The organism is Mycobacterium sp. 3519A (assembly GCF_900240945.1).
Taxonomy (GTDB): Bacteria; Actinomycetota; Actinomycetes; order Mycobacteriales; family Mycobacteriaceae; genus Mycobacterium.
Genome location: NZ_OESG01000014.1, coordinates 1,629,666 through 1,652,248 on the forward strand (window position 1 = coordinate 1,629,666; position 22,583 = coordinate 1,652,248).

A 22,583-nucleotide genomic window follows, 5' to 3' on the forward strand; every position below is an offset into this window, starting at 1 on the left:
GCGCCGGGATTTGCTTGAGCATGTTCCGGTGGACCCGCCCAGGATTCCGCTCGAGGTGCGGTACCTCCGCCCTGACGACGACCTCTCGTTCATCGCCGATGAACCGGGGCTGTCGTCGAAGGCGGCGGCGGAGCGGACGGTCCAGCGCTGGCTCCTGGCCTCCAACCTTCCCGCGCCTGCGGTTGCCGTCGATTCCGACGGCAAGGTGGTCTTCATGGCCTGGATGCTCACGGCGGAAGACAACGACGTCATCCAGGCCCGGTGGGGAAAAATGCTGCCGATCCTCAAACCGGGCGAAGCGATCGTCGAGGGCCCCTTCACGGCGGAGAGCCATCGCGGCCTGGGGGTCATGCTCGCGTACAACGCGATTCTCGACGCGGCGCGGGAGTCCGGCATCCGGTACGTGATGGGGTTCATCGCCGAAAACAACATCGCCCAGCTGAAGATCGCCGAGATCGGCCAGTTCGTTCCGTTCGTCGAGCGTGAGGAAAGCTGGTTCCTGTTCCGTCGACGGATCCGGTTCCTGCCGGTGACCGAGGAAGAGAAGACGGCCTCGATTCCGGCTGAGCCAAGCGCAGGCGGAGGCTGATCGCGGGCAGGCACAGCCGCCCGTAGGGCCACCGCCGATTTTCTCTCGGAAACCGCCGTTGATCACCTGCTGGTGCGCGACGGCGGCTGGTCGCCGCGGACCGTCGGCCAGCCCTCGCGTTGCACGGATTCGTCACCGTGTCAACCCCTGCTCTTCACCGACTGTGCCCCTGACCTGCACCGTTGATCGGCACCCGTCAGAGCCCCGTGCTAGGATTGAGGCGTGAAAGGGGCTCGTATCTGATGATTTTCAAGGTCGGAGACACCGTTGTCTATCCACACCACGGTGCTGCATTGATCGAGGCGATCGAAACCCGAACCATCAAAGGCGAACAAAAGGAATACCTCGTCTTGAAGGTTGCCCAGGGAGACCTCACCGTTCGAGTTCCTGCAGAGAATGCCGAGTATGTCGGCGTGCGTGATGTCGTTGGGCAGGAGGGCCTGGACAAGGTTTTCCAGGTGCTTCGCGCGCCGCACACCGAAGAGCCGACCAACTGGTCGCGCCGCTACAAGGCCAACCTCGAGAAGCTGGCCTCCGGCGATGTGAACAAGGTGGCTGAGGTCGTCCGTGACCTGTGGCGCCGGGATCAGGAGCGTGGCCTGTCCGCGGGTGAAAAGCGGATGCTGGCCAAGGCGCGGCAGATCCTGGTCGGCGAGCTCGCGCTGGCCGAGAACACGGACGATGCCAAGGCAGCGACCATCCTGGACGAGGTCCTGGCCGCCGCCTCCTGAAGGTCATGACGGGCCTGCCCAGGGTCGGGCTCGGCACCGACGTACATCCCATCGAGGCCGGTCGGCCGTGCTGGTTGCTGTGCCTGTTGTTCAGCGACGCTGACGGCTGCGCAGGCCATTCCGACGGCGACGTCGCGGCGCACGCTCTGTGTGACGCCCTGCTGTCTGCTGCCGGCCTCGGTGACCTCGGCGAAGTGTTCGGTACCGGGCGCGCCCAATGGCGCGACGCAGGCGGTGCCGACATGCTCAAACACGTGGTGGGGCTGCTGAGTGCGGAGGGGTACCGGGTCGGCAACGCCGCTGTGCAGGTGATCGGCAATCGGCCCAAGGTGGGGCCGCGCCGTGGCGAGGCGCAGAAGGTGCTGTCTGAGCTGCTGGACGCCCCGGTGTCGGTGTCCGCGACGACCACTGACGGCCTCGGCCTCACCGGCCGCGGCGAGGGTCTGGCGGCCATCGCCACCGCTCTGGTAATTCACGCCGAATAGTGCCGGTAAGCTGGCCCGTCGTGAGCGGAGCGAACGGCGAGTTGCGGCTTTACGACACCATGACCGGTGCCGTGCGCGATTTCGTCCCGCTGCGGCCGGGCCACGCGTCGATCTATCTGTGTGGCGCCACGGTGCAGGGACTGCCGCACATCGGCCATGTCCGCAGCGGGGTCGCCTTCGACGTGCTGCGCCGCTGGCTGATGGCCAACGGCTACGACGTCGCGTTCATCCGCAACGTCACCGACATCGACGACAAGATCCTCAACAAGGCCGCCGACGCCGGTCGGCCGTGGTGGGAGTGGGCCGCGACCTACGAGCGGGCGTTTTCGGCCGCCTACGACGCGCTGGGCGTGCTTCCACCGTCCGCTGAGCCCCGCGCCACCGGCCACATCACCCAGATGGTCGAGTTGATCGAGCGGTTGATCGAGCGAGGACACGCCTATACCGGTAACGGCGACGTCTACTTCGACGTGCTGAGCCTGCCCGACTACGGCAAGCTCTCCGGACACCGGATCGACGACGTGCACCAGGGTGAGGGCGTCGCCAAGGGCAAGCGCGACGAACGCGACTTCACCCTGTGGAAGGGCGCCAAACCGGGCGAGCCGTCGTGGCCGACGCCGTGGGGTCCGGGCAGACCCGGCTGGCACACCGAGTGCGTCGCCATGTGCGAGGCCTACCTCGGGCCGGAATTCGACATCCACGCGGGCGGCATGGATCTGGTGTTCCCGCACCACGAGAACGAGATCGCGCAGGCCGAGGCGGCGGGGGACAAGTTCGCCCGGTACTGGCTGCACAACGGCTGGGTCACCATGGGCGGCGAGAAGATGAGCAAGTCGCTGGGCAACGTTCTCGCGATTCCCGCTGTGCTGCAACGTGTTCGGGCTGCCGAGCTGCGCTACTACCTGGGCAGCGCGCACTACCGGTCGATGCTGGAGTTCTCCGAGAACGCACTGCAGGACGCGGCCAAGGCCTACACCGGCATCGAGGACTTCCTGCACCGGGTGCGCAATCGCGTCGGCGCGGTGGTGCCCGGCGAATGGACACCGAAGTTCGCGGCCGCGCTCAACGACGACTTGTCCGTCCCCATCGCGCTTGCCGAGGTGCATGCCGCCAGGGCCGAGGGCAACCGCGCGCTGGATGCCGGCGACCATGACACGGCACTCGCACAAGCGATGTCGATCCGGGCGATGATGGGCATTCTGGGCGCGGATCCACTCGACGAGCGGTGGGAATCCAAGGACGAGACGTCGGCTGCGCTCGCGGCGGTCGACGTGCTGGTCCAGGCCGAGGTGCAGCGCCGTGAGGACGCCAGGGCCCGTCGGGACTGGGCGGAAGCCGACGCGATCCGCGACCGGCTCAAGGAAGCGGGTATCGAAGTCACCGACACCGCCGACGGGCCGCAGTGGTCGCTGCTCGATGGGTACACGAAGTAGATGGCAGGCAACTCGCGACGCCGCGGCGCAATTCGCAAACCCGGTACGAAGAAGGGCCCGACGGTCGGATCCGGCGGTGTGCGCAGGCGCGGCCTGGAGGGCCGCGGCGCCACCCCGCCCGCGCACATGCGACCGGGCCATCCGGCCGCCAAGCGGGCGGCGAAGGCCCAACGACAGCAGCAGGGGAGATCTGGTCGTAAGACCGACGAGACCGAAACCGTGCTGGGCCGCAATCCGGTGCTCGAATGCCTGCGGGCCGGGGTGCCTGCCACCGCGCTGTACGTAGCGCTCGGCGCAGAGGCCGACGAGCGGCTGACTGAATCCGTGAAAATCGCTGCCGACCACGGCATCTCGATACTCGAGGTGCCGCGCCACGACCTGGACCGGATCGCCGCCAACGGGCTCCATCAGGGCATCGCGTTGCAGGTGCCGCCGTACCAGTACGCGCACCCCGACGATCTGCTGGCGGTGGCGACGAAAGACAGCGCCCCGGCGCTGGTGGTGGCGTTGGACAACATCTCCGACCCGCGCAATCTCGGTGCGATCGTGCGATCCGTCGCGGCGTTCGGTGGCCACGGAGTCGTGATCCCGCAGCGCCGATCGGCATCGGTCACCGCCGTGGCATGGCGCACCAGCGCCGGCGCGGCAGCGAGGCTGCCGGTGGCCAGGGCGACGAATCTCAATCGCACACTTAAGGATTGGGCTGGCGCCGGACTGCAGGTGATCGGGCTCGACGCCGGCGGCGACACCACCATCGACTCGCTGGACTGCTCGGGGCCGATGGTGGTCGTGGTGGGCTCCGAGGGCAAAGGATTGTCCCGGCTGGTGCGGGAGAACTGTGACGCGGTGGTGTCCATCCCGATGGCCGGGCCGACGGAATCGTTGAACGCATCGGTCGCCGCGGGAGTGGTGCTGGCCGAAATCGCGCGCCAGCGGCGGGGGTAGGCTTCCGGGGGGATCCGCGTCAGCGTCGGGGATTTCGCCTCCCCACCCGCACCCGGCGGCGCGCGGCGCCGCCGTTTGGCCCCCCACGGCGCGGCGAACGCCAGCGTCCACCGCAGGTTCGCCCACAGGCCGCGGGCAGGCGGATCCAATGACGACAGGGCGGCCGAGCGCGTCGGCAGGTCGTGGGGAACAGCCAGCGTGTCAAGCACTTTCGCCGCCATCCGGACGTGCCCGAGCGGTGAGAGGTGAATGCGATCGCGGGCCCACAGCCGCGGGTCGCGGAATTCGGTGAAGCGCCAGAAGTCGACCAACTGCAGGCCAAGATCGTCGGCGATGCCGCGCAACAATTCGTTGTACACCGCGGCCCGGCCACGCAGCCGTCGAAACAGCGGCACCGTGCCGAGATCACCCGCCGTGAACGCCAACACGTGGGCACCGGTCTGCTGCAGCGTCTTCAGTGCGTCGGCGTATCTGGCCATCATCGCGTCGATGTCGTTGCGCACCAACAGCAGGTCGTTCATTCCCGCGTAGACGACAACCAGGTCAGGTTCGAGCATGACGGCGGCGTGAAGTTGGTCGGCGAGGATCTCGTTCATCCTGCGACCGCGCACCGCGAGGTTGGCGTAGCGAAGCTGCGGGTTGTGTTGTGCCAGCGCGACGGCGACATGATCAGCCCATCCGCGCAACCCGTTGGGGCTCGTCGGATGCGGGTCCCCGACCCCCTCGGTGAACGAGTCGCCGAGCGCCACGTATCTGGTGAACGCCACGCCACCAATCTTGCGCATGCCGACGTCGTCTGCTCGCCGGCTGCGCCGCAAATGGGCGAATCGTCGCCGCCCGTCCCTGCACTGTTCGCGCCGGCGTAACCGCCGCGTCGCTAGACGCCGAAGATCCGGATTCCCAGCCACAGCCCGACGACGGCACCTGCGATCGTCGCCGGCACCGTCACCAACCCGATGCGGCTGAACTCGGCGAAGCCGGCGGGCAGGTCGCGCCGTACGACGCTGCGCCACAGCAGGTTCGCCAGCGATCCGACATAGCTCAGGTTGGGCCCGACGTTGACCCCGATCAGCACGGCCAGCACCGCCGCCGGGCCGCTCACCAGTGGCAGCAGCACCAGCACCGCGGGCAGGTTGTTGACGACGTTGGACAGTACCGCCGCGACGGCGGCGATGCCGAGCAGAGCGGGCAGGCTGTCACCGTCGGGCAGCACGTCGCGCATCGCGGAGTCCATGCCGTTGGTCATCACTGCCGCGACGACCACACCGAGGCACAACACGAACGCCAGGAACGGCACATCCAGCGCATCCACAATGCCCGCGACGGTGGCGCGACCGCGCGCCAGTCCATGCACGCCGAGCACGACGGCACCGGCGAGGGCCGCCCACGCGGGCGACAACCCGACCAGTGAAGTGAGGGCGAACCCGACCAGCGTGAGTCCCAGCACCACGAGCACGAACACCGGCACCCTGACCTTGTCTGCCTCGGTGTCATGAGTTGGCGCGACAGCGAGTGATCGCGCGAAAATCCAACGCAGCAATACGAATTCGATGGCGATCGCGATCAGCCACGGCAGTGTCATGACCGCCGTGAAATGCAGGAAGGACAGGCCCGCCGCTCCGAACGCCAGCAGGTTGGTCAGGTTGGACACCGGCAGCAGCAGCGAGGCGCTGTTCGCCAAATGCGCAGTGGCGTACGCATGCGGCTTCGCAGGCACGCGCAGCGAGCGAGCGGTCGCAATCACCACCGGGGTCAGCAGTACCACCGTCGCATCGAGGCTCAAGATCGCCGTGGTGCCCGCCGCGATCGCGAAAACCGTGATGAGCAACCGATGTTGGTGGCCTGAGTTGGACCGCGCCATCGCCGCGCCTGCGGCCAGGAACAACCCTTCGTCGTCGCAGAGCCTGGCCAATACCAGCACCGCGGCGAGAAACCCGACGACGGGCAGCAGCCGCGCCACTTCGGCCCAAGCGGCCTGCCAGGAGATCACTCCCGCCGCGATCAGCAGGGCCGCCGAAGGCACCGCGGCCACGGCCTCGGGCCAGCCCCGGGGCCGGACCATCGCGAACCCGAGCACCACCGCCAGCGCCGCCAGCGCCAGCGTCAACTCCACGGGTCGCTGCGCTGCCAGAGGGTGGGCAGGTGCAGCGGCACGCCGTCCTCCTCGGCCAGTCGGGACAACGTCCGCATCGACTCGTCGAGATCGTCTGCGGCGTATGGCAACGCCCGCAGCGGCTTGTGCAGCGGACGAAAGAAGTCGTCCCAGTGAATCAGCACCACGCGGCGCGCGCCGACAGTGCGTACCGTCTCGGTCCAGTAGTCGGTCAGATACCGCTCGGGCTGCAGTCCCAACTGCCCGACGCCCAGGTACACCACTTCGGCGCGGTGACCGACGAGCGCCCCGCGGACGAACCCGGCACTTCCGACGATCAGCAGCCGCCGGTTCGACGGCCGGTGGTGCACCAGCGTCGACCAGGCTTCGCCGCACTTGTACGCCGACGCCTTGACCGGGGGCACAACGGGTTCGCTGATCACGCCGGGAAAGCGGTCGGGCGGGCAGTGCTCGCCCTCGACCAGCGTCACGTCGTAGGCGCCAAGCGTGATCGGCTCGCCCGGTGTGACGGCCGTCAGCCGATCGTCGGGCAGGCCCGCGCCGCGGCCGACCGCGACGGCTGATGCCCCGCCGACCACCTGTGCCTGCGTCCGCTCGGCTACCACCGCCGAATCCATCGCATGGTCGAAGTGGGTGTGCACCGGCAGCACCGCTTCCAACCGGCGCACGCCGAGCCGAGACAGGCAACCATCGATGCGCGGCGCCGACGGCGCCAACCGACCCAACCCGACCCGCAACAGGCTGGGCCGCGAGAAGAAGCCGTCGGTCATCAGAGCGGACTCGCCGTCGTCGACGAGCAGCGTGGTGACGCCGGCCCAGGTCACCGTCAGCGGCGCGCCGGCCCCGGCCGCGGGCACGTCGAACGCGCCCGCGTACGTGCGCAGATCTGGGCGGCCGGGCTTGAGGCGCATGACGACACCTTAGGGGTCCTGGCTGCGTGTGGAGGCATCGACGTCGGCGGGCTCGGCAAGGTCCTCACAGGGGTCTTCGTGCCTGTCGCCGAATGGATCGCGGTATCCGACCCATGCGGCCGGGCGGGTCAGCTCGTCGTCGGTGAGCAGAGCACGCGCCAACTCGTCGACGATGTCTTCGGGTGCGGCCCCACAGGTCAACACGGTCATCGACACGTGGCGGTCCCCGACGCGTTCGTCCCAGTCCGCGGCGGCCAACGCGCGGCGCTGCGGATCGGCATACGCGAGTTGGTTGGAAGTCATTGCCGCCAACCACTTTCCGATGTACTTCACCATCAGGCCGCCGCCGGCCGACTCCACCCAGATGGCATCGTCGAATCGATTCGCCAACCAGATTCGGCCCCGTGCCCGCACCACACCGTCCAGCAGCACATCCAACCCCGCGTGCAGACGCTCGGGATGAAATGGGCGTCGGGCGGTGAACAACAGCAGGCCGATGTCACCGTCGGCATCGAGGGAGGGCTGGCCCGCCAGCAGTGGTTCGTGCGGATGGTTGCTGCGTCCCCGGCGCGCATCGGGTTCCAGGTGGCGCAGCGCAGCAGCGAGCCGGTCCGTGCCCACCGTGACCCGCGAGCGCGGCGACAGGCGACGCAGCACCGACAAGGTTCTCGGTACCGGCCTGGTCAGCACCAGCACGTCGGCGAACTCGGCCTGGCCGACCACCACCTGGGCGACCGTGCGGCCGTCATCGAGTTCGTCAGCGCCGAGTGCCTGCTCCAGCCAGTTGGTCGTGTCGATCGTCGACACCACCGCGTCCACACGCACATCGGTGGCCACCGGCCCGTTCGCGATCGCCCAACAGACCGGTTCCGGCTCCAGCCATGGCATCAGGTGCACGGCGATGCGGCGGACGTCGCTACGCAGGTGAAGCCTTCGGAGCAGGGCCATCAGATCGTCGCGCACAGTGCAGGCCACGCACCCGTTGGTCACCTCCAATGGCCACTGCGACATGTCCCATCGGGTGCTGACGACCCGGAGCACCACCTGCCCGTCGAAGCGGTGGCTGACCACGACGGTGCCGGTCTGCTGTGCCAGTACCTCCGCCACGCCGTCGCTATCGCCTTGGCCACAGATCAAGACCACCGGAGTTCGCATGTACCCTCCTGTATTATTGAAAACGATAATCATTAACGTTAGCGCACGACGACGGAGAGGCACATGTCCGCGCACTGTCAGGTCACCGGCCGAAGCCCCGGCTTCGGCAACACCGTTTCGCATTCGCACCGCCGCACCCGCAGGCGGTGGGACCCCAACATCCAGACCAAGTCGTACTACCTGCCGTCCGAAGGCCGCCGCATCAAGTTGCGCGTCAGCGCAAAGGGCATCAAGGTTATCGACCGGGACGGCATCGAGGCCGTGGTGGCCCGTATCCGGCGCAATGGGGGCAAGATCTGATGGCGCGCAACGAAATTCGTCCTATCGTGAAGCTGCGTTCGACGGCGGGCACCGGTTACACCTACATCACCCGCAAGAATCGGCGTAATGATCCGGACCGATTGGTGCTGCGCAAGTACGATCCCGTCGTCCGCCGTCACGTCGACTTCCGCGAGGAGCGCTGATAGCCGTGGCATCGAAGATCGCAATCAGGCTCGGCGAACCGCGCGGTTGGGTAGACTGCCCGGCACATCCGATCGGTGAACCCACGCGCTATTGGAGTATCTGATGGCAGGCAAGAAGTCACGGACACGGCGGCCGCCTCTTCCAGAGCTCAAGCGGCAGAGAAAGAATCCACTCAAGGCTCTCGGCGTCACGACGATCGACTACAAGGACACGCATCTGCTGCGGACGTTCATCTCCGAGCGCGGCAAGATCCGGTCACGACGAGTGACGGGGTTGACCCCTCAGCAGCAGCGCCAAGTGGCGACGGCGATCAAGAATGCGCGCGAGATGGCGCTGCTGCCGTTCGTCGAGACTAAGTAAACGGCTTCAGTTCGACACCGTCCGCGATCAACCGGTCGCGCACCGCGTTGGCGATCTGCACGGCGCCTGGCGAATCCCCGTGTACGCAAATGGATTCCACCGTGATCGGAATGGTGGAGCCGTCGACGGCGGTGACCCGGCCGGCGGTCACCATCGACGCCACCCGGTCGGCGATCTCTTCGATGTCGTGCAGCACGGCGTTGCGCTCGCGGCGCGAAACCAGCTGTCCGTCGGACCGGTACCCGCGGTCGGCGAACGCCTCGGGCACGGTACGCAGCCCTAGCTCCTGGGCCTCGGCGAAGAACACCGAGCCCGCCAGCCCGAGCACCGCGAGATCGGGGTCGACGGCACGCACGGCCTGCGCGACGGCCCGGGCCTGGCCGTGATTGGTGACGATGCTGTTGTACAGCGCGCCATGGGGTTTGACGTAGCTGACGGTTCCACCTGCCGCGTTCGCCAGCGCCTGCAGCGCGCCGATCTGATAGATCACGTCGGCCTTCAGCTCTTCCGGCGGCACGTCGATGAAGCGGCGACCGAAGCCCGCCAGATCGCGGTAACCGACCTGAGCGCCGATCCGCACTCCGCGTTCGACGGCGGCGTGGCAGGTTCTTGCCAGCGTGACGGCATCTCCGGCGTGGAAGCCGCATGCCACATTGGCGCTGGTGACGAGGTCGAGCATCGCGTCGTCGTCGCCGAGCCCCCAGACGCCGAAGCTCTCACCCAAATCCGCGTTGAGATCCACAGTCGCCACGGCTGCCAGCCTATGCCGGTGCGGGTGCGGGCCAGCCGTTCTCCGAGACGAATTCCGTCAGCGGCCGCGCCACCGTCCAGTGATCGATCTCCAGTTGCGGGCGCGGCGGGAACTCGGGCACCGGCCCGAGGCACAGGATCGCGACGGGCTCCGCATCCTGCGGCATCGTCAGCAGCGCGCCGAGCCGGGCTGGATCGAAAATCGAGACCCAGCCCATCCCCAGGCCTTCCGCACGAGCGGCCAGCCACAGGTTCTGGATCGCGCAGGACACCGACGCCAGGTCCATCTGCGGCAGTGTGCGCCTGCCGAACACGTGGGCTTGCCGCCCCTCGCCGAGCGCCACGACGAGCAGTTCGGCGCATTCGAGGATGCCCTCGACCTTGATGGCCAGGAACTCGTCACCGCGCGGGCCCAGCGCTTCGGCGGTGCGTAACCGCTCCTCCTCGACGATGGCGTGGATGCGGGTTCGTAATCCCGCGTCGGTGACTCGGATGAACCGCCACGGCTGCATCAGGCCCACACTCGGCGCGGCATGCGCGGCCCGCAGCAGTCTGGCGAGCACCTCCTCGGGCACGACGGCGTCGGGCACGAACCGGCGCATATCGCGACGTTCGGCGATGACGCGGTAGACGGCGCGTCGCTCGGCTGCGCTGAAGGCGTGCTCGGTCACGGCCGACAGCTTAGGTGGCACTATCGATGCGGTGAGTCCCGACAAGGTGTTGATCACCGCGACCGAACTGGCTCGGCGCTTGAACGCCGGCGAACCGCTGACGATCTTGGACGTGCGCTGGCAGCTGGCGGAGCCCGACGGCAGGGCCGCCTACGAACAGGGCCACCTGCCCGGCGCCGTGTACGTCTCCCTCGACGACGAACTCAGCGATCACACCGTGGTGGGGCGCGGACGACATCCGCTTCCCTCTGGCCGCGATCTCGTGGCCGCGGGGCGGCGCTGGGGTCTGCGCCATGGCGTCCCTGTCGTCGTCTACGACGACTGGAACCGGGCAGGTTCGGCGCGGGCGTGGTGGGTGCTCACCGCTGCGGGCATCGGCGACGTGCGAATCCTCGACGGCGGCCTGCGCGCGTGGAAAGGGCCGCTCGAAACCGGTAGTGTCACACCCGAACCCGGTGACGTGCGGGTGCCGCATGACGACCTGTACGCCGGCGCGCTGCCGACGTTGATCGCGGACCAGGCCGCCGCGGCCGACGTGCTGCTCGACGCCCGCGCACCCGAGCGGTTCCGCGGGGAGACGGAGCCCATCGATCCGGTGGCGGGCCACATTCCCGGCGCCCGCAATGTGCCAAGCACAGCGCTTCTGGGCGACGACGGCACCTTCGCGCTGAACCGGTTGCCTGCCGTCGACGGACCCGTCGGGGTCTACTGCGGGTCCGGCGTCACCGCTTCGGTCGTGGTGGCGGCGCTGGCGGCAGCAGGTGTTGACGCTTCGCTGTATCCCGGTTCGTGGTCCGAATGGTCTTCGGACTCAACGCGTCCCGTCGAAACCGGCTAGTCGGCGAGTTCGGCGCCGTCGTGTGCGCCCTTCTGCCACGCCTCGCGGATGGCGAACTTCTGGATCTTGCCGGATCCGGTGAGCGGGAAGCCGTCGACGGCATACCACCTCGTCGGTGTCTTCTGCGGTGAGATGTGGGCCCGCACATGGGAACGCAACTCGGCGGCGGTCGGCGGCGCGGCAGGATCGTGTGGCCGGATGAACGCGCCGACCACCTCACCCCAGCGATCGTCGGGTAACCCGACCACAGCCACCTCCGCGACGGCGGGATGACGGTAGAGGACCTCTTCTATCTCGGCGGGGAAGAGATTCTCGCCGCCGCGGATGATCATGTCCTTGCACCTGCCGACGATTCGGCAGTAGCCGCGCTCGTCCAGCACCGCCAGATCGCCGGTCTGCACCCAACCGTCGGAGGTCAACGTCTTGGCGGTCACCTCGGGCATGTTGAAGTAGCCGAGCATCGTGAAATAGCCACGGGCCCAGAGCTCTCCGGACGAGCCGATCGGAACCGTCTCCAGTGACGTCGGGTCGACAATGCGGATTTCGGTGTGCGGCAGCGGTTTTCCCACTGTCGAACCCTTGTCGGCGGCACTGTCGGATGGAAACGTGTTGGTCAGCACGGGAGAACACTCGGTCTGGCCGTAGACGATGGTGAAGTCGACACCCAGCGTGCTTTCGACGCGCTTGACCAGCGCCTCCGGCACCTGCGAACCACCCGACACGACCGAGTGCAGCGACGACAGGTCGCGACGCGAGAGGTCCTCGTGCTCCATGGCGGCGATGATCATTGTCGGGACGCCGCCGGCATACCACGGCCGCTCCAACTCGATCAGCTCGAGGAACGCACCCGGGTCGAACATGGGCATCAACACCAGTTTCGCGCGGCGGTCCAGCGCCCCCAGCACGCCCATCACGCAGCCGCCGGTATGGAAGAGCGGCATCGGCAACAGCATGCCGACGCCGTCGGGTATCTCGACCCGATCGACCCACAGGCGGGCGTTGTTGACGATCGCCGTGTGCGGGAGCATCACCCCTTTGGGGAAGCCGGTGGTGCCACTCGTGTACTGGATCTGGGCGGGGTGGTTCTCGTCGACGGCAGGCAGCGTCACCTCGGGCGCGTTCGCGGTCAGCTCGTCGAGTTGGTCGAGCAGGAACACTTCCCGAAGGTCGGGCAGATCCGGGCGGATGACCTTGACATGCGCGCCAAGCGGATTGCCTCTGACCTCGTCGACGTGCAGCAGCCCAGCCGCCCGCGACTGTCCAAGGATGTACTTCACCTCCTCGGGCTGCAGGCTCGGGTTGACGGTCACCAGTGTCAGACCGGCCAGCGCAGCGCCGTACTCGACGATCACCCACTCCGGCAGGTTGTGCGCCCACACCGCGATGTGCTCGCCGGGCCGAAAGTGTTGCAACAGCCAACGCGCGCAACGTTGGCCGTCGGCGAGCAACTGCGCGTAGGTCCACTCGCGGCGGCCCGGTTTGGCTAGTCCCTCGACGAGGGCGACGCGGTCAGGCACCTGCGCGGCGACCTCACGCAGCCGGCTGCCGACGGTGACACTGTCGAGCAACGGTGGACCGCTGCCGTCGGGAATCCAGTGTGATGTGGTCAGCGCCTCCATCACCAGAAGCGTACGTACTGCGCTCCCGGTTCGAGGCAGTTCAGCCCGACGCGCGCTCGCGGTGGCGGTTCCCGATCGCCCAGCACACCAAGAAGATTGCGAACGAAATGGTCGTGACGAACACCGATACCGGCACACCGGGCGCCAACGACAACAGGATCCCGCCCACCGCCGAGATCTCGGCGAACACCACCGAGGCGATGATCGTGGCGGCCGGCGAGGCGAACACCCGCACCGCGGCCGCCGCCGGGGTGATCAACAGCGACATCACCAGCAGGGCGCCGACGATCTGCACACCCTGCGCTGCCGTCACGCCGACCAGAGCGGCGAACACAATCCCCAATGCGCGCACCGGAAGACCGCGTCCGGCAGCAACTTCCGGATCGACGGTGGCGAACAACAACGGCCGATAGGACACCGCAAGCACGGCGACGACGAGCACCACGACGACGGTCAACAACGCAAGACCGGAGTAGCCGACGCCGACGATCTGACCGGTCAGCAGCGCGAAACTGGTGCCGGTACGGCCGGGGTAGAGGTGGATGAACAACACCGCGAGGCCGAGTCCGAACGCCAGCACCACACCGATCGCCGAATCACGCTGTTGCGCCCGCTGCCCCAGAATGCCGAACAGCACCGCAGCCAACCCGCAGCCGAGTAGCGCGCCGAAGCCGACGTTGAAACCAGCCAGCAACGCGAAAGATGCTCCGGTGAGCGACAATTCGCTCGACCCGTGCACAGCGAACGACATCTGGCGCATCACGATGAACGGTCCGATCAGACCGGACACCAGTGCCAGCAGCGCGGCGGCCAGCAGCGCCTGCTGGACGAAATCACGGCCGAGCAGATCGGCTGTGACGTCGAACGAGAACAGCTTCGACAACATGTCGGTGAGCCGGTCAGTCATGCTCGTGTCCGCTCGCGTGGCCCGAGTGGTCCTCCTGGCCGACCACCACGTAGCGGCCGCCCACCTTCACCACCTGGATGTCGGCGCGGTACAACTCGGACAGCGTCGCCGACGTCATCACCTCTTCGACGGCGCCGATCCGGAACCGGCCGTCGACCAGATACAGCACCCGATCCACGTACGGCAGAACCGGATTCACCTCGTGGGTGACGAACAGCACCGCGGTATCGGCTTCGCGGCGGCGCCGATCGATCAGCGCGGACACCAGGCGGGCGTTGGCGGGGTCGAGGTTCAGCAGCGGTTCGTCGCACAGCAGCAGCACCGGATCGGTCGCCAGCGCCTGCGCGATCCGGACCCGCTGCATCTCGCCGCCGGACATCACGCCGACCGGCACCGCGGCCAGGTGCATTCCGTTGACCTGTTTGAGCGCCTGCTGTACCGCGGCGCGTTTGGCCGCCCTTTCAGTGCGCCGCACACTGGCCACGCCCCACCGATGTCCGTCGTAGCCAAGGCCGACGAGATCCTGGCCGCGCATCGACCCTCCGCGTTCCACCGCCCGGTGCTGGGGGACGTAACCGATCCGCTCACTGCCGGTGCGCACCGGTTGCCCCGTCACCGTGACGCTGCCCGCACTGAGCGCGAGTTGACCGAGCAGCACCCTGAAAAGCGACGTCTTGCCCGTGCCGTTGGGTCCCAGCACAGCGACGAACTCGCCGGCGCGGACGGTCAGGTCCAGATGGTTCCACAGCGCGCGATCGCCGAATTTCAGACAGGCACCGGTCAATTCGGCGACGACGTCAGCAGGCACAAGGAGAACTTATCGGGTGCTCTGTGCTGCCTTGTCCAGCTGGCTGGCCAGCTGGTCCACGGTCTGCCGTTGCCAGGTCAGGAAGTCGACGCCGGCGGGCAGCGTCTCGGTCACCGTGATGATCGGCACCGAGGCTTGTCGGGCGGCGGCCTGGATCTGTTCGGTGACGTTGGTCTGGGTCTGCGAGTTGTACACCAACGCCGACACCTGGCGGTTCTTGATCAAGTCGAGCAGCGCGGCCAGGTCGGCGGGCGACGGGTCGGTGTCGGCTTCGATCGCCTTGGTGAAGCCCTCCGGCGTCTTGTCGACGATCCCGGAGTTGGTCAGCAGGTAGTGCGCGACGGGTTCCGTCGCCACCACGGACGAGCCGGGATGGGAGGCGCCGATGGCACGCTCGGCGGCGGCGATCGTGTCGGCCTGCTGGGAGAACTGGTCGGCGTTGGTCTTGTAGTCGTCGGCGTGCGACGCGTCGACCTGCGACAGCTTCGCCGCGATCTGCTTGGCGACCTCCTTGGCGGTCTCCAGGTCGTAGAACACGTGCTCGTTGGCGGGCCGCGGCACGGAGGCGGACAGCAGCGAGTACGCGTCGACGGCCGGTACGTCCTTGTGGGTGGCCAGCACGTCGTCGACCCAGTGGTCGTAACCGCCGCCGTTGTACACCACCAGGGAGGCGTCGGAGATCGACGCGGCGTCGGCCGGTGTGACCTCGAACGAGTGCGGGTCGTCAGCCGGATTGGAGATGATCGCCTGCACGGACGCGTGGTCGCCGGCGACGGCGCGTGCCACGCTGCCCCAGACATTCGTCGACGCGACCACCGACGGCCGGTGGTCGGAGGCGGCCTTGTTGCCCTGGCTGCAGCCGGTCATCCCGCCGATCAGGGCCGTGCTCACCAGCAGAGTCGCCGCTGCCGTGATCGCGCGCATCGCACACTCCTAAATACAAATGAAAACCGTTTCCAATTACTCTAGCGCACGGCTGCCGGGCTTTACCAACTTGATCCGCTAACCTCGGGGAGCATGTCGAGGAGCCCCACGCCAAGACGGCGTGCGACGCTGGCCTCGTTGGCCGCCGAGCTGAAAGTCTCGCGCACCACGATCTCCAACGCCTACAACCGACCGGATCAGCTGTCGTCCGATCTTCGCGAACGCGTATTGGCCACCGCCAAGCGGTTGGGCTATCCCGGTCCGGATCCGGTCGCCCGCTCGCTGCGCACCCGCAAGGCCGGTGCGGTCGGCTTGATGATCACCGAACCGCTGAACTATTCGTTCTCCGATCCCGCCGCGCTGGATTTCGTTGCCGGTCTTGCCGAATCGTGCGAGGAGGCCGGGCAGGGCCTGCTGCTGGTGGCCATCGGGCCGAACCGCAGCGTCAGCGACGGGTCGGCGGCTGTGCTGGCGGCCGGTGTCGACGGGTTCGTGGTGTACTCGGCCTCAGATGATGACCCGTATTTGTCGGTGGTGCAGCAGCGGCATCTGCCGGTCGTCGTCGTGGATCAGCCTAAGGACGTGCCCGGCACGTCGCGGGTTTCCATCGATGATCGGGGGTCGATGCGACAGCTCGCCGAATACGTTCTGGGACTTGGGCATCGGGAGATCGCGCTGCTGACCATGCGACTGGGACGGGATTGGCCGCACGGCGGCCCCGGCCCAGCGGTGGCCGATCCCGAGCGGGTGCAGACGCCGCATTTCCACGTCCAGCGCGAACGCATCCACGGCGTCTACGACGCGATGACCGATGCGGGTCTGGATCCTTCGTCGCTGACCGTGGTGGAAAGCTACGAGCACCTGCCGACGTCGGGTGGCGCGGCCGCCGAGGTGGCGCTCGAGGCCAACCCGCGCGTCACCGCCTTGATGTGTACCGCCGACGTGCTCGCGATCTCGGCGATGGACTACCTGCGGGCGCGGGGGATCTACGTGCCCGGCCAGATGACGGTGACCGGATTCGACGGCATCCCCGAGGCGCTGCGCCGCGGCCTGACCACCGTCGTCCAGCCCAGCATGGAAAAGGGCAGGCGGGCCGGGCAGCTACTGCACAATCCGCCGCGCGACGGCCTGCCGGTGATGGACGTGCTGGAGACCGAAGTCGTGCGCGGTCGCACGTCGGGTGCGCCTGCCTAGCCGTCCAGCAGTTGCGCGCAGCGCAGCAGGCCGATGTGGCTGTAGGCCTGCGGATGATTGCCAAGTGCGCGCTCGGCGACCGGGTCGTACTCCTCGGACAACAGCCCCGTCGGCCCCGCCGCGGCGACCAGCCTGTCGAACAGAGCCTCGGCCTGCGAACGCTGGTCGACCAGCAGGTAGGCCTCGAGCAACCATGCGGCGCACAGATGGAACCCGCCCTCGGTACCGGGCAGGCAGTCGTCCCGGCGGTACCGGTAAACGGTTGCGCCGCTGCGCAATTCGGCTTCGGTCGCGACAACGGTGGCCGCGAACCGCTCATCCGACGGGTCGATCAAACCGGACAAGCCGATATGCAGTGTGGCCGCATCGAGGTCGGTGCCGTCGTAGGCGGCGGTGAACGAGCGCACCTCGTCGTTCCAACCGCGCTCGAGCACCTGTGCGGCGATCTCATCACGGAGCGCCGCCCATCCGGACGGCGCCACCCGCCCGAATTCCGTTGCCAGCTTCAACGCGCGGTCCACCGTCAACCAGCACATCACCTTCGAGTAGACGTGGTGGCGGGGATTGCCGCGGATCTCCCAGATCCCGTGGTCGGGTTCCATCCATCGGCTTTCGACCGCGAACACCATCTCGCTGACCAGATTCCAGTCCGCGTCCGTCAACGGCTTCGAAACGCCGTCGGCCACCCGGCGATGACAGAGATCCGAAATCAGTTGGACCACAGGACCGAACACGTCCAACTGCACCTGCACGTTGGCGGCGTTGCCGACCCGAACCGGACGTGAGCCCGCATAGCCGGGCAGCGAATCGATCACCGCCTCGGGGCCCAGTATCGCCCCGGACAACGCGTACAGCGGATGCAGCCGCTCGGGTCCGTGCATGGTCTCGATCACCCCGTGCAGCCAGCGCAGGTACCCCTCGGCTTCCTCGGTCGACCCGAGGGACACCAACGCCGATGCGGTCATTGCGGCGTCGCGGATCCAGCAGTAGCGGTAGTCCCAGTTGCGCACCCCGCCGATCTCCTCGGGCAGCGACGTGGTGGCCGCCGCCATGATCGCGCCGGTGTCGGCGTGCACCAACCCGCGCAGCGTCAGCGCCGAGCGCTTCATCAACTCCGGCTTCAGCGACGGCAGCGTGAGCGTGGAAACCCAGTCGCTCCAATAGCTTTCCGCACGCGCACGGCGCGAGTCGGCGTCGACCGGGCTTTCCGTCAGGTCCTCGGTACCGCACCGCAGTTCCAGCACCACCGCGCCCTGCGACGGGTCGACGACGGCGCGCGCCGTCTGGTGCAAACCGTCCGGGACGATCTCCCATTCGACTCCAGGGGAGCGCAACACCATCGGGTCGTTGGTGGCGAATACGCGTAGTCCGTCCGCGTCCGCCTGCAGATGAACGGGCGCCTGTGCGAACTCCGGGCGCGGTGCGAATTCCACCACCGCCTTGGCCTGTCCGCTGATCACCCGGATCAGGTCGGTGCGTCCCGCGCCGACATCGTGTGACAGGTAATCGGTGACAAGCAAGCTCGCCCAACGTGTTTCGGCCGTCATCGTGCCGGTGACGTAGCGCTGCGACAACGGCAGCGCTTCCCGCTGCGGACCGATCGAGAAATGGCCCGAGGTGGCGTCGCCGAGTAGTCGGGAGAACACCGCGGCGGAGTCGGCCTGTGGGTGGCACATCCACACCACGTCGGCGTCCGGTGTCAGCAGCGCCACCGTGCGCGAGTTGGACAGCATCGTCAACCGCTCGATCGGCGTGCTGTGGCCGCCGAGCAGCCAGGTGCGGCGCGCCTCGAGCAGGCATTCCAGCACGGCCGCAACGTCTTCCGGCGAATCGACGCGGTAGCCGGCAAGCGACTCACCGTCGCCCACCTTGATGCCGACGTCGGGACCGTGCAGTCGGCGGAAGGCCTTCTCGTCGGTGACGTCGTCGCCGATGAACACCGCCGCCGACGCCGCCTCCTGGTGGCGCAGGATGTCCAGCGCCTGCCCCTTGTCGGTCTGGATGACGGCGAACTCCAGCACCGCCTTGCCCGTGGTCACCTGTGCGTCCCAGTGCATCGCGGCGGACTGCGCCCTGTCCAGGGCCTCCCTGGCATCGTCGGGGTCGGCGTTGCGCACGTGCAGCGCGACGCTGGCCGGCTTGATCTCGACTGTGACACCGGCGTACTCGGCCGCGATCGCGCCGAGGGCGTCCTTGATCCTGCCCAACAGCGCCTTGGCCGAATCGTCGATGGCGTGCACGAACCCGGTGTCGAACTCCGACCCGTGGCTGCCCACCAGATGAACTTCGGCGGGCATCCGGGACAGCGTCGCGAGGTCGCGCAGCGCGCGACCCGAGATCAACGCGGCCGTCGTCGACGGCAGCGCGGCCAGCGCACGAAGGGCGGCCGCCGATTCGGTCAGTGGACGGGCGTCATCGGGGTTGGCGACGATCGGCGCCAAGGTGCCGTCGTAGTCGCAGGCCACCAAGAGGCGCGGCACCCGCGCGACGGTGCCCAGCGCGCGTTGGAGTTCGACAGGCAGCGCTCCTGCTGAATGTCGCCGGCTATCCGGCTCCGATGCCACCCGCTAAATCTTAGGGTGCTCGCCGTCCCCGATGAGTAGACGCACGGCCAGATCGAGTCGCTTGCTGACGTCCGTTGCCGACGCTCGCCGGGTCAGCCAGGCCAGCAGGTTCGACAGCCAGACATCCGAGATGACCCGCGCGATGTGGTACTGGTCCTCGGTCGGCTCGCCGTCGCTCATGGCGCGGGCGAACATCGAATCCATCAACTTGCCGACGTGATCAACCTCACCGGCCGCGGACGCGTCGGCGAACACGAACGCACGCGTCATGGCCTCGGTCAGCAGCGGGTTGCGTTGCATCGCCCGGTTCAGCTTGCTGACCATCAGGTTCAGTCGCTGATACGGCGTGCCGCCCATCAACGCGGCACGATCGGTCTTGGCGTCGATGCGCTCGAACTCCCTGCCGAGCGCGGATACCAGCAGGTGCACCTTCGACGGGAAATAGCGGTACAGGGTGCCGACGGCGACATCCGCGCGTTCGGCCACCGCACGCATCTGTACTGCCTCGTAACCACCCTTCGAGGCGATGGCCAGTGTGGCGTCCAGGATGCGTTTGCGGCGCTCCCGCTGAGCCTCTGACCCCAGCTCGGACTCCGCCAGCACGGCCACGTTCATCACCTGGCGCGGTCGCGAATCCGAGCCCGGACCTGACGTGGGCTGTGCCGGCTGCGACGTCCCAGACATGTGGTCGACTGCTCCTTGTTCGTGCGTATGCGTCGAAAACGATACGCATGCGCGGCTCAATTTTCTCACCCCAGCGCTGCCGCGGCACCGACGTGTACTGCTGCGATGGCGGTCGACTTGACGGTCGAACGCTGGCACTATTAGAACACGTTCTAGTGAGAAGCACGCACTTCTCGCCCGAAGGTAGGAGTCTACGGTGTCGGCCACGATCATCGACTTGCAGTTTGCCGCGCGCGATCTGGTCCGTAGCTGGGCGTCCAGCTCGGCCGCTGTGGAGACCGCGCGTGCGGTCGAGCGTGGTGACGCTGACGCGTGGCGCACCCCCTACCAGGGCCTTGCCGACCTGGGCACGTTCGGCGTCGCACTGCCCGAGGAGTTCGGCGGTGCGGACGGCACGGCCGAGGACCTGTGCGCGATGGTCGACGAGGCCGCCGCCGCGATGGTGCCCGGCCCGGTCGCCACCACCGCGCTGGCCACGCTGGTGCTCGGCGAACCGCACGCCAAGCTGCTCGAGGCGCTCGCGTCGGGGGAGCGGACCGCAGGCGTCGCTCTGTCGGCCGATCTGCGCTACGACGCCGATCAGGTCACCGGCACCGCGGAGTACGTACTGGGCGCTGACGCGGCCGGGGTGCTGATCCTTCCCGCGGGGGACAGGTGGCTGCTCGTCGACGCGAGCGCGGCTGGCGTGACGATCGAACCGGTGAAGGCCACGGACTTCTCCCGCCCGCTGGCGCGGGCGGTGCTGGAGTCGGCGGCCGCGGACGTGTTGGACGTCGACGCGCAGCGGGTGACGGATCTGGCCGCGACGGTGCTGGCCGCCGAGGCCGCGGGGGTGGCCCGCTGGACGCTGCAGACTGCCACCGAGTACGCGAAGGTGCGCGAGCAGTTCGGTAAGCCGATCGGCAGCTTCCAGGCGATCAAGCACATGTGCGCGGAGATGCTGCTGCGCTCCGAACAGATTTCGGTGGCCGCCAGGGACGCCGCGGCCGCGGTCGCGAATTCCGATGGCAGCCAACTGTCGATCGCTGCCGCTGTGGCGGCGGCCACCGCGATCGAGGCGGCCAAAGCGAACGCCAAGGACTGCATCCAGGTGCTCGGTGGTATCGGGATCACCTTCGAACACGACGCGCATCTGTATCTTCGTCGCGCGTACGGGATTTCGCAGTTCCTCGGCGGATTGTCGCGTTGGTTACGGCGGGTGGCCGCGTTGACCGGCGACGGGGTGCGCCGCGACCTGCACATCGATCTGGAATCGGTGGCCGACCTGCAGCCTGAAATCGCTTCGACGGTAGCCCAAATCGCGGCGCTGCCCGCCGAGAAGCGGCAGGCGGCGCTTGCGGAGTCCGGGCTTCTCGCGCCGCACTGGCCGCGACCGTACGGCCGCGAAGCGAGCCCCGCCGAGCAGCTGCTGATCGACCAGGAAATGGCGAAAGCCGGTGTGGTGCGGCCGGATCTGGTGATCGGGTGGTGGGCCGCGCCGACGATCCTCGAACACGGCAGCCCAGAGCAGATCGGGCGGTTCGTACCGCCGACGCTGACCGGTGAGCTGTTCTGGTGTCAGCTGTTCAGCGAGCCAGGTGCCGGCTCGGATCTGGCGTCGCTGAGGATGAAAGCGGTTCGCGCCGACGGGGGCTGGAAGCTCACCGGGCAGAAGGTGTGGACGTCGCGAGCGGACTGGGCGCAGTTCGGTGTGTGCTTGGCGCGCACCGATCCGGAGGCGCCGAAGCACAAGGGCATCACGTACTTCATCATCGACATGAAATCGCCGGGCATCGAGATCCGTCCGCTGCGCGAGATCACCGGTGACAATCTGTTCAACGAGGTCTTCTTCGACGACGTGTTCGTGCCCGACGAGATGGTCGTCGGGCAGGTCAATGACGGTTGGCGGTTGGCGCGCACCACCCTGGCCAACGAGCGTGTCGCGATGGCGCACGGCACCGCACTGGGCAACCCGATGGAGGAGTTGCTCCGCACCGTCGGCGAACTCGACGTCGATCCCGCGGTCGCCGACCAACTCGGAGAACTCATTCGCTCCGCGCAGGTGGGGTCGCTGCTCGATCAGCGGATCGCGCAGTTGATCCTCGGCGGCCAGGATCCGGGCCCACAGGCCAGCGCGCGCAAGCTGATTGGCGTCCGGTACCGCCAGGCGCTCTCGGAGTTCCGGATGGACATCTCGCAAGGCGCCGGCATCGTCGAGAACAAGGAAGTACACGACTTCCTCAACACCCGCTGCCTGACCATCGCGGGCGGTACCGAGCAGATCCTGCTCACGATGGCAGGCGAGCGCCTGCTGGGCCTGCCGCGCTGAGTACCGCTCGCGCAGGGGGCGGTCAGATGAATGTGGTCTGCGCGCACGCGGTTTCCGTGGTGAGGTTCACCCCGCCGCTCCGGCCAAAGCGCCTGTGCAGGGTCCGGATGGAGCCACCTTGGTGGGTGA

22 protein-coding genes and 1 pseudogene are annotated in these 22,583 nt (G+C 67.8%); 11 read left to right on the forward strand and 12 right to left on the reverse strand.

From position 1 onward, the window contains the following. Nucleotides 1–28: 28 nt before the first annotated feature. From C1A30_RS28925 to rlmB, 5 genes are all read left to right on the forward strand, one after another. Nucleotides 29–589, forward strand: coding sequence for a hypothetical protein (locus tag C1A30_RS28925; RefSeq protein WP_101951670.1), 561 nt, complete (start codon nucleotides 29–31; stop codon nucleotides 587–589). 242 nt (nucleotides 590–831) lie between these two features. After that, nucleotides 832–1,320 (forward strand): RNA polymerase-binding transcription factor CarD, encoded by a 489-nt coding sequence (carD, locus tag C1A30_RS28930; RefSeq protein ID WP_020100886.1) that lies wholly within the window; start codon nucleotides 832–834, stop codon nucleotides 1,318–1,320. Between the two features lie 5 nt (nucleotides 1,321–1,325). Beyond that, on the forward strand, nucleotides 1,326–1,805 hold the full coding sequence (ispF, locus tag C1A30_RS28935; RefSeq protein ID WP_101951671.1) for a 2-C-methyl-D-erythritol 2,4-cyclodiphosphate synthase: 480 nt from the start codon (nucleotides 1,326–1,328) through the stop codon (nucleotides 1,803–1,805). A gap of 41 nt (nucleotides 1,806–1,846) precedes the next feature. Continuing rightward, a complete protein-coding gene (cysS, locus tag C1A30_RS28940; RefSeq protein WP_101952951.1) occupies nucleotides 1,847–3,238 on the forward strand; it encodes a cysteine--tRNA ligase in 1,392 nt (463 codons plus the stop codon). After that, nucleotides 3,239–4,183, forward strand: a complete 945-nt coding sequence (gene rlmB, locus C1A30_RS28945) for a 23S rRNA (guanosine(2251)-2'-O)-methyltransferase RlmB (protein WP_101951672.1) — start codon at nucleotides 3,239–3,241, stop codon at nucleotides 4,181–4,183. 269 nt (nucleotides 4,184–4,452) lie between these two features. Here rlmB and C1A30_RS28950 read toward each other — a convergent pair. The 4 genes and pseudogenes from C1A30_RS28950 to mrf all read right to left on the reverse strand — a co-directional run. Next, nucleotides 4,453–4,968: pseudogene (locus C1A30_RS28950) on the reverse strand (SGNH/GDSL hydrolase family protein); the annotation flags it as partial. Nucleotides 4,969–5,060: 92 nt separating this feature from the next. Continuing rightward, nucleotides 5,061–6,296 carry an SLC13 family permease gene (locus C1A30_RS28955; protein WP_101951673.1) on the reverse strand — a complete coding sequence of 412 codons (1,236 nt, stop codon included), beginning with the start codon at nucleotides 6,294–6,296 and terminating at the stop codon, nucleotides 5,061–5,063. Continuing rightward, nucleotides 6,287–7,207 (reverse strand): MBL fold metallo-hydrolase, encoded by a 921-nt coding sequence (locus C1A30_RS28960; RefSeq protein ID WP_101951674.1) that lies wholly within the window; start codon nucleotides 7,205–7,207, stop codon nucleotides 6,287–6,289. The genes C1A30_RS28955 and C1A30_RS28960 overlap by 10 nt, the downstream gene beginning before the upstream one ends. 9 nt (nucleotides 7,208–7,216) lie before the next feature. After that, nucleotides 7,217–8,362: a ribosome hibernation factor-recruiting GTPase MRF gene (mrf, locus tag C1A30_RS28965; protein ID WP_101951675.1), complete on the reverse strand. Its 1,146-nt coding sequence runs from the start codon at nucleotides 8,360–8,362 to the stop codon at nucleotides 7,217–7,219. A gap of 63 nt (nucleotides 8,363–8,425) precedes the next feature. On the opposite strand from mrf, the gene rpmB reads away from it, so the two are divergent. The 3 genes from rpmB (at nucleotide 8,426) to rpsR (ending at nucleotide 9,187) form a co-directional block, all read left to right on the forward strand. Then, nucleotides 8,426–8,662 carry a 50S ribosomal protein L28 gene (rpmB, locus tag C1A30_RS28970; RefSeq protein ID WP_101951676.1) on the forward strand — a complete coding sequence of 79 codons (237 nt, stop codon included), beginning with the start codon at nucleotides 8,426–8,428 and terminating at the stop codon, nucleotides 8,660–8,662. Next, nucleotides 8,662–8,826, forward strand: coding sequence for a 50S ribosomal protein L33 (gene rpmG, locus C1A30_RS28975; protein ID WP_067109236.1), 165 nt, complete (start codon nucleotides 8,662–8,664; stop codon nucleotides 8,824–8,826). The genes rpmB and rpmG overlap by 1 nt, the downstream gene beginning before the upstream one ends. Nucleotides 8,827–8,926: 100 nt before the next feature. Continuing rightward, nucleotides 8,927–9,187, forward strand: a complete 261-nt coding sequence (gene rpsR, locus C1A30_RS28980) for a 30S ribosomal protein S18 (RefSeq protein ID WP_101952952.1) — start codon at nucleotides 8,927–8,929, stop codon at nucleotides 9,185–9,187. On the opposite strand, the gene C1A30_RS28985 is transcribed toward rpsR, so the two are convergent. Continuing rightward, nucleotides 9,180–9,938, reverse strand: coding sequence for a LamB/YcsF family protein (locus C1A30_RS28985; protein WP_101951677.1), 759 nt, complete (start codon nucleotides 9,936–9,938; stop codon nucleotides 9,180–9,182). The two genes, rpsR and C1A30_RS28985, sit on opposite strands and share 8 nt — an antisense overlap. A 10-nt stretch (nucleotides 9,939–9,948) precedes the next feature. Next, complete coding sequence (bluB, locus tag C1A30_RS28990; RefSeq protein WP_235010393.1) at nucleotides 9,949–10,539, reverse strand: 5,6-dimethylbenzimidazole synthase; 591 nt, start codon at nucleotides 10,537–10,539, stop codon at nucleotides 9,949–9,951. A gap of 100 nt (nucleotides 10,540–10,639) precedes the next feature. Between bluB and C1A30_RS28995 the strand changes: the two genes are divergently transcribed. Beyond that, on the forward strand, nucleotides 10,640–11,446 hold the full coding sequence (locus tag C1A30_RS28995) for a sulfurtransferase (RefSeq protein ID WP_235010242.1): 807 nt from the start codon (nucleotides 10,640–10,642) through the stop codon (nucleotides 11,444–11,446). Here the strand turns inward: C1A30_RS28995 and C1A30_RS29000 are convergent. The 4 genes from C1A30_RS29000 to C1A30_RS29015 are packed head-to-tail and all read right to left on the reverse strand — an operon-like array spanning nucleotide 11,443 to nucleotide 15,704. Continuing rightward, nucleotides 11,443–13,065 carry an AMP-binding protein gene (locus C1A30_RS29000; protein WP_101951678.1) on the reverse strand — a complete coding sequence of 541 codons (1,623 nt, stop codon included), beginning with the start codon at nucleotides 13,063–13,065 and terminating at the stop codon, nucleotides 11,443–11,445. The two genes, C1A30_RS28995 and C1A30_RS29000, sit on opposite strands and share 4 nt — an antisense overlap. Before the next feature lie 40 nt (nucleotides 13,066–13,105). Next, nucleotides 13,106–13,972 carry a metal ABC transporter permease gene (locus C1A30_RS29005; protein ID WP_101951679.1) on the reverse strand — a complete coding sequence of 289 codons (867 nt, stop codon included), beginning with the start codon at nucleotides 13,970–13,972 and terminating at the stop codon, nucleotides 13,106–13,108. Beyond that, the gene (locus C1A30_RS29010; RefSeq protein WP_101951680.1) at nucleotides 13,965–14,780 is read right to left on the reverse strand and encodes a metal ABC transporter ATP-binding protein; all 816 of its coding nucleotides are present in this window, start codon (nucleotides 14,778–14,780) and stop codon (nucleotides 13,965–13,967) included. The genes C1A30_RS29005 and C1A30_RS29010 overlap by 8 nt, the downstream gene beginning before the upstream one ends. Nucleotides 14,781–14,789: 9 nt before the next feature. Then, nucleotides 14,790–15,704 (reverse strand): metal ABC transporter solute-binding protein, Zn/Mn family, encoded by a 915-nt coding sequence (locus C1A30_RS29015; protein WP_101951681.1) that lies wholly within the window; start codon nucleotides 15,702–15,704, stop codon nucleotides 14,790–14,792. Between the two features lie 93 nt (nucleotides 15,705–15,797). On the opposite strand from C1A30_RS29015, the gene C1A30_RS29020 reads away from it, so the two are divergent. Further along, a complete protein-coding gene (locus tag C1A30_RS29020) occupies nucleotides 15,798–16,898 on the forward strand; it encodes a LacI family DNA-binding transcriptional regulator (RefSeq protein WP_101951682.1) in 1,101 nt (366 codons plus the stop codon). On the opposite strand, the gene otsB is transcribed toward C1A30_RS29020, so the two are convergent. Both otsB and kstR read right to left on the reverse strand, forming a co-directional pair. Continuing rightward, nucleotides 16,895–19,462, reverse strand: a complete 2,568-nt coding sequence (gene otsB / locus C1A30_RS29025) for a trehalose-phosphatase (protein WP_101951683.1) — start codon at nucleotides 19,460–19,462, stop codon at nucleotides 16,895–16,897. The genes C1A30_RS29020 and otsB overlap by 4 nt on opposite strands. 3 nt (nucleotides 19,463–19,465) lie before the next feature. Further along, on the reverse strand, nucleotides 19,466–20,071 hold the full coding sequence (kstR, locus tag C1A30_RS29030; protein WP_200828558.1) for a cholesterol catabolism transcriptional regulator KstR: 606 nt from the start codon (nucleotides 20,069–20,071) through the stop codon (nucleotides 19,466–19,468). A 271-nt stretch (nucleotides 20,072–20,342) separates the two neighbouring features. Here kstR and C1A30_RS29035 point away from each other — a divergent pair, with 271 nt between their 5' ends. Beyond that, complete coding sequence (locus C1A30_RS29035; protein WP_101951685.1) at nucleotides 20,343–22,454, forward strand: acyl-CoA dehydrogenase; 2,112 nt, start codon at nucleotides 20,343–20,345, stop codon at nucleotides 22,452–22,454. Nucleotides 22,455–22,583 lie beyond the last annotated feature (129 nt).

Bases quoted from the DNA above. Each gene is read 5' to 3' on its own strand.
- mrf (WP_101951675.1), bottom strand. From the start codon at position 8,362: ATGCGAACTCCGGTGGTCTTGATCTGTGGCCAAGGCGATAGCGACGGC.
- C1A30_RS29015 (WP_101951681.1), bottom strand. From the start codon at position 15,704: ATGCGCGCGATCACGGCAGCGGCGACTCTGCTGGTGAGCACGGCCCTG.
- bluB (WP_235010393.1), bottom strand. From the start codon at position 10,539: ATGCGCCGGTTCGTGCCCGACGCCGTCGTGCCCGAGGAGGTGCTCGCC.
- carD (WP_020100886.1), top strand. From the start codon at position 832: ATGATTTTCAAGGTCGGAGACACCGTTGTCTATCCACACCACGGTGCT.
- rpmB (WP_101951676.1), top strand. From the start codon at position 8,426: ATGTCCGCGCACTGTCAGGTCACCGGCCGAAGCCCCGGCTTCGGCAAC.
- C1A30_RS29005 (WP_101951679.1), bottom strand. From the start codon at position 13,972: ATGACTGACCGGCTCACCGACATGTTGTCGAAGCTGTTCTCGTTCGAC.
- C1A30_RS29020 (WP_101951682.1), top strand. From the start codon at position 15,798: ATGTCGAGGAGCCCCACGCCAAGACGGCGTGCGACGCTGGCCTCGTTG.
- C1A30_RS29000 (WP_101951678.1), bottom strand. From the start codon at position 13,065: ATGGAGGCGCTGACCACATCACACTGGATTCCCGACGGCAGCGGTCCA.
- C1A30_RS28960 (WP_101951674.1), bottom strand. From the start codon at position 7,207: ATGCGCCTCAAGCCCGGCCGCCCAGATCTGCGCACGTACGCGGGCGCG.
- rpmG (WP_067109236.1), top strand. From the start codon at position 8,662: ATGGCGCGCAACGAAATTCGTCCTATCGTGAAGCTGCGTTCGACGGCG.
- rlmB (WP_101951672.1), top strand. From the start codon at position 3,239: ATGGCAGGCAACTCGCGACGCCGCGGCGCAATTCGCAAACCCGGTACG.
- ispF (WP_101951671.1), top strand. From the start codon at position 1,326: ATGACGGGCCTGCCCAGGGTCGGGCTCGGCACCGACGTACATCCCATC.